Genomic DNA, 5,178 nt, shown 5'->3' on the forward strand with positions numbered 1-5,178 from the left:
TATTTTATTGATTTTTAATCAATTATGTTTTTTGTCGTGTACTAAAGAATGATTCATATCAAATTCCGATTGTAATAAATCCAAAACGTGAAAGTAAAGATGATGGTTGGGCAGGTATAATTAACATTAATACAGAAAGTTATTTATTACAACAAAGGCTTTTGTCAATAGTATTATCAAATTCAAAGTTTAAAATAACTGATAATCTTGTAACTGAATATTTAAAATTGAATTTAAAAAATTCAAAAAGTTTTTTCGTGCTAAATGATGAACAGAATGGAAATCAATATGATGAAGAAGAAGATATTAAAAAGGATTTTTACATATTATTAAATTCTAACTACGGTATCAATTTTAATATGGGTAACAGTAGAAGACCATCATCTTTATACAAAAAACTTGATTATGTGCTAAATGAATTTAAAATTAAATATGATATTGACAAAACTATAATTCCAAACATTCAATACAAAATTGATATTTACATCCTTTATAAAATTATAAGTATTTGTGAAAAATATGTTAGTTACAATCAATATATAATTGAAGTAGACAAGGGAAAAGGATTTTATACAATTGACATAAACAATTTTTTAAAAAAAATTGATAATAGTCAAAGTCACATCATATTTAAACTAAAACAAATAATAAATTTCATTAAAAACTACAATGATTTGTGGCTAAAACATATTGATGTCGAATATATTAATGTTAAAAAACTAGCTGAAGAACTAAAGTTGAAATCTGATAAAAACAATCCTATTATCGAATTTTTGCCTCCACCTATTTTTGAAACTAAATTAATTTCAAAAAACAAAATAGATTTATTGGATAGAATTAGCTCAGGAGAAAGACAACTAATACGGTAGTATCTCACTAACTGTGTAAGTATAAAAATAGAAGCCGTCTCACAACTTGAGACGGTTTTTTTACGTTTTTCTTGCATAAAAGNGCTATCAGGGCTATATGGCCGCAGCCGGTGCATCCCTACTCACACCGTATAGCTTCACTACAAAAACACTACAAAACCGGCACCTAAAAGTAAATTTTCGCCAATAACCGATGATGTAGCATTTAAGTTTTAGTTAAATAAGCCCATATTCCGGCCGCACTGTGATAACTTTATAGTAAAGTAACAGCACATGGAGGTATATGATGTAGTGATTGCAGGAGGCAGTTATGCAGGGCTTTCGGCGGCGCTTTCCCTGGGCCGCGCCCTACGGAACGTTTTGGTAATTGACAGCGGTAACCCCTGCAACAGGAAGGCTGCCCACTCACATAACTTTTTGACCAATGATGGCAGCAAGCCCCGGGCCATTCATGAGAAAGCCCGTACCCAGGCAGAATACTACCCTTCAGTACGGTTCATGAAAGGACTGGTTACCAATGTGGTACCTGCTGATAACCTGTTTAAAGTCAGTACTGAAAAGGAAGGTGAATTTCTTTCCCGTAAAGTATTATTTGCTACAGGCATAACCGATACCATCCCGAACATTGAGGGTTTTTCTGAATGCTGGGGCATATCAATCCTGCACTGCCCTTACTGCCACGGCTATGAAATCAGGAACAGGAAAACCGGTATACTTGCCAACGGCGATACCGCCTTTGAAATGGCTAAAACTATAAGGCAATGGACCAAAGACCTTACACTGTTCACCAATGGCACCAGCACGCTGAACCCAGAGCAGGTTCGCCTCCTAAACAAAAATAGTGTAATTGTAGTTGAAAATGCAATAGATTACATTGAGCATGACAACGGGTGTATACAACAGCTCCACTTTAAAGATGCAATGCCTGAAAAGCTGGCCGCTTTGTTTACACAGCTTCCGTTTATACAGCAATGCGGAGTGCCGGAACAGCTGGGCTGCGAAATGACGGAAAAAGGCTTTATACAGGTAAGCAAATGCATGGAAACCTCAGTACCCGGAATATATGCCGCCGGCGACTGCCTCAGCCTGTTCCGTTCGGTAGCCAATGCTGTTGCTTCGGGTAATAAGGCAGGAGCGCTCATCAATAAGCAGCTCACAGAGGAGGAGTTTATCTAAAAAATCCCGGCGTTGTACACCGGGATTTTAAAAGTAACTTTTATTGTTTGTTGCCTTTTTCGTAGTCAGCAATAAACTGTGCCAGGCCCAGGTCAGTCAGCGGGTGCTTGAGCAGCCCGGTTATGGCTGAAAGCGGCCCCGTCATTACATCAGCGCCTATCTTGGCACAATTTACAATGTGCATGGTATGGCGAACCGATGCGGCCAGTATCTCGGTTTCAAACCCATAATTATCATATATCTCCCTTATTTCCTGTATCAGGTTAAGGCCATCAGTAGATACATCATCGAGGCGGCCTATAAATGGCGAAACATAAGTAGCGCCTGCCTTGGCAGCCAAAAGTGCCTGCCCTGCAGAAAACACCAATGTTACGTTTGTTTTGATACCTTTATCAGAAAAATATTTACAGGCTTTAACGCCGTCTTTGGTCATGGGCAGTTTTACCACAATCTGTTCATGCAGGTCGGCCAGTTCCTCACCTTCTTTTATCATGCCTTCAAGGTCAGTGGCAATAACTTCGGCGCTAACATCGCCCTCAACAATATTGCATATATCCACATAATGCTTCAAAATATTGTTTTTGCCAGTTATCCCTTCTTTGGCCATAAGCGAAGGGTTTGTAGTAACACCGTCAAGAACGCCAAGTTCCTGCGCTTCCTTTATCTGGTCGAGATTTGCTGTGTCAATAAAAAATTTCATAAATATCGTTGTGTTTTAAATTGGTGCAAAACTACAATTTATAATGCTTCATAAGCATTTTTTCATACATTTTATCAGGCAGCGCGCGTTTCAGCACAATTGAAAATTTTTGCAGGAACGCTCCTACTTTATAATGAATACGGGGGTTAGGGTCAGTAATAATGGCATGCACGGCTTCAGCCATTTTTACAGGATCGCTCCCGCTGTCTACGTGGGTGTTCATCATTTCAAGCGTAGTACCATAAGGCACTTCATAAGCAGAGCCTTTAACCAGCGGGGCATGATAGCGCCCAGCTGCAATATTGGTAGCAAAATCGCCGGGTGCCACATTGGCTACCCTGATGCCAAAATGCTTTACTTCCATCCGCAGTGCCTCCGTGATAAGCTCTAATGCCCCTTTTGACGCTGAATAGACACTCCGGTAAGGTAACCCCATATAGCCTGCAATAGAGGTTATATTAATGATAAGCCCAGCTTTCTGGCTGCGCATTTGCGGAAGGACGGCTTTCATTACCTCGATAGGCCCAAAAAGGTTCGTTTCAAAAGTATTCCTTATTTCGGGGGTAGGTATTTCTTCCAGGGGGCCGGTAATGCCTACACCTGCATTATTAACAAGCACATCAAGCCTGCCCTCCCTACCTGTTATTTCGGCTACGGCCTGTTTAATGCTGGTGGCATCGCGGACATCAAGGGTAAGCAGCGGAAAAACCGGGTGCTGGACACGCTCGGGGTTACGGCTGGTCCCATATACAATAAACCCTTTCTGGCTGAGATACTCACCGATGGCTCTCCCAATTCCTGATGAGGCGCCGGTGATCAGTATGACTTTATTCATGCGGGCTAAAGTACATTTTTTTGATGAATTTGCAGTGGTAGGGGTGCAGAAAGAATGCCAGAAGACGGGTTTTGCCCCCGATTGTAGTGGCATCCCGCAGCGCAGCGGAGGGATATAACGGAAAGCGGGAAAACGGACGGATAGTGTGCCTGGTGTTTGGGCCCTGAAAAAAAGGAATGGTGTAGAATAAAAAAATGGCAAGCGGCCTACATCGCACCGCTACAACCGCATACCTTTGCTGTGTTCCCACCCTGGAGGAGTCTGCAGGAGCTGGTCGTGTAGGACTTGCCGGCGCAAAGATACAACCTTTTTATATTTTTGCAAGGCAAATTGCCAGTTATAAAATGTAATTGTATATTGGCTGTATCATAAAAGAAACCATGAAAAAACGTAACCTATTAGCATTCATTTTATTGGGCGCTGCCATGAGCTATTGCGGCGATGATAAAACCGATAAAAATAATTTATTCAGTATTGATACCGCTGCGCTTAAAGAGCAGTATAACCCTTCCGAAAAAGTGGAGCTTTCTGTTATAAATACCCAGAAGAAAGCGATTGACTCTGTTGTTTATTTTGTAAATGAGGCTAAAGCGGGCACTGCCAGGGGTAATGCTGCGTTTGTACTCCCCTTGACCGGGCGTAAGTTGGGTTACCAGAATATCAAGGCGGTGGTGTATTATGAAGGTGATACTGCCGAAACTGAAGGAAGGATTGAGCTGGTGAGCGATGTTACCCCAAAATTGCTGAAATATGAAATAGTTAATATTTATCCTCATGATATCCAGGCTTATACACAGGGGCTTGAATTTTACAGGGACACTTTAATTGAAGGCACAGGGCAATATGGCGAATCAAACCTGCGGAAAACAGATTATCGTACCGGTAAAGTGTACAAACAGGTAAACCTTTGGGGAAAATTTTTTGGCGAAGGGATTACCGTCCTTAATAATAAAATTTACCAGCTTACATGGCGTGAAAATACCGGTTATGTATATAATGCCGATAACTTACAGCAAGAAAGGGAATTTACGTATTTCAAAAATGTTGAAGGTTGGGGCCTGGCTAATGACGGAACAAGCCTGTACCAGAGCGACGGTACTGAAAAAATTTGGATACTCGACCCGCAAAGCCTGAAAGAGAAAGACTACCTGAACGTGTATACCAACAGCAGCAAAATCAAATCAGTGAATGAGCTGGAATGGATAAACGGAAAACTATACGGCAACATTTACCAAAAAGATGCTATTGCGGTTATTGACCCTGAAACGGGAGCTGTTGAGGCTGTGATAAACCTTGCTGAACTTAAAAAGAAAGTAACCCAGCACGCTGAGCTTGATGTGCTAAACGGCATTGCCTATAACCCGAAAACTAAAACTATTTTTGTTACTGGCAAAAACTGGGATAAAATGTTTGAAATTAAAATTACAGAATAACAGAAAGCCCATGCAAAATTTGCAGGGGCTTTCTTTCCAACCAAAAAACAACCCACTATTTATTTACGACAGAACATCAGCCATGGTTTTGTTTAATGAATCTTTACAAAAGTTTAACTTTTATCAATAGCGTCCTAAACAATAAAAAAAAGAATGGTTAGTTTT

5 protein-coding genes and 1 other RNA gene are annotated in these 5,178 nt (G+C 40.5%); 3 read left to right on the forward strand and 3 right to left on the reverse strand.

Going from position 1 to position 5,178, the window contains the following annotated elements:
* Window positions 1-161: 161 nt before the first annotated feature.
* Together CHU92_RS06695 and CHU92_RS06700 are read left to right on the forward strand one after the other, a co-directional pair.
* A complete protein-coding gene (locus tag CHU92_RS06695) occupies window positions 162-869 on the forward strand; it encodes a hypothetical protein (protein WP_094413873.1) in 708 nt (235 codons plus the stop codon).
* A gap of 273 nt (window positions 870-1,142) precedes the next feature.
* Window positions 1,143-2,045 (forward strand): NAD(P)/FAD-dependent oxidoreductase, encoded by a 903-nt coding sequence (locus CHU92_RS06700; RefSeq protein WP_094413875.1) that lies wholly within the window; start codon window positions 1,143-1,145, stop codon window positions 2,043-2,045.
* A gap of 40 nt (window positions 2,046-2,085) precedes the next feature.
* Here the strand turns inward: CHU92_RS06700 and fsa are convergent, their stop codons facing one another.
* The 3 genes from fsa to ffs all read right to left on the reverse strand — a co-directional run bounded on the left by fsa (window position 2,086) and on the right by ffs (window position 3,871).
* Window positions 2,086-2,745 (reverse strand): fructose-6-phosphate aldolase, encoded by a 660-nt coding sequence (gene fsa, locus CHU92_RS06705; RefSeq protein WP_094413877.1) that lies wholly within the window; start codon window positions 2,743-2,745, stop codon window positions 2,086-2,088.
* Window positions 2,746-2,776: 31 nt separating this feature from the next.
* Complete coding sequence (locus CHU92_RS06710; protein ID WP_094413879.1) at window positions 2,777-3,580, reverse strand: SDR family oxidoreductase; 804 nt, start codon at window positions 3,578-3,580, stop codon at window positions 2,777-2,779.
* 194 nt (window positions 3,581-3,774) lie between these two features.
* Window positions 3,775-3,871, reverse strand: an RNA gene (gene ffs, locus CHU92_RS06715) — signal recognition particle sRNA small type.
* Between the two features lie 89 nt (window positions 3,872-3,960).
* Between ffs and CHU92_RS06720 the strand changes: the two genes are divergently transcribed.
* Window positions 3,961-5,013, forward strand: a complete 1,053-nt coding sequence (locus tag CHU92_RS06720) for a glutaminyl-peptide cyclotransferase (protein WP_094413881.1) — start codon at window positions 3,961-3,963, stop codon at window positions 5,011-5,013.
* Window positions 5,014-5,178: the final 165 nt, after the last annotated feature.

The organism is Flavobacterium cyanobacteriorum (genome assembly GCF_002251835.1).
Taxonomy (GTDB): Bacteria; Bacteroidota; Bacteroidia; order Flavobacteriales; family Flavobacteriaceae; genus Flavobacterium; species Flavobacterium cyanobacteriorum.